General features: G+C 62.8%; 1 protein-coding gene. It reads left to right on the forward strand.

The annotated features are described in order from the left end of the window. Window positions 1–519 (forward strand): hypothetical protein (locus J5M71_RS27140; protein ID WP_207838606.1); only part of this gene is annotated, 519 nt, incomplete at both ends.

A 519-nucleotide genomic window follows, 5' to 3' on the forward strand; every position in this document is an offset into this window, starting at 1 on the left:
GCGGTGCACCGGTCGGTTCGGTGCTCAGCGATGGCGCGGGTCATACCTTCACCGTTACCGCGAGCAATGGCGAAGCCAACGTCACCGGCTGGAACCTCGGCTCTCTGACCGTGACCCCGCCAACCTACTACAACGGCCAGTTCAACCTGACCGTGACTTCGACGTCCACCGAACAGGTCGGCGGCTCGGCAAGCAGCACCGCGACCATTCCGGTCACAGTGGTGCCGGCGGTGTACAACGCGGTCACCGCCACCTCGGGTGACGACACCGTCACCGGCACCGACGCCAACGACATCATCGTCGCTGACATCGGCGGCCTGACCGTGGTCCCGGGCACCAACTACAACATTGCGTTCATGGTCGACAGCTCCGGCAGTATGAGCAGTTCGTCGCTGAACGCCGCGAAGGACTCGCTGACTTCGGTGTTCAACAGCCTCAAGCAAAGCCTGGGCGGCAGCAACTCGGGCACGGTGAACATCTTCCTGGTGGACTTCGATACCCAGGTCAACAAGTCGGTGT

It is taken from the genome of Pseudomonas sp. 43(2021), assembly GCF_017490805.1.
GTDB lineage: Bacteria > Pseudomonadota > Gammaproteobacteria > Pseudomonadales > Pseudomonadaceae > Aquipseudomonas.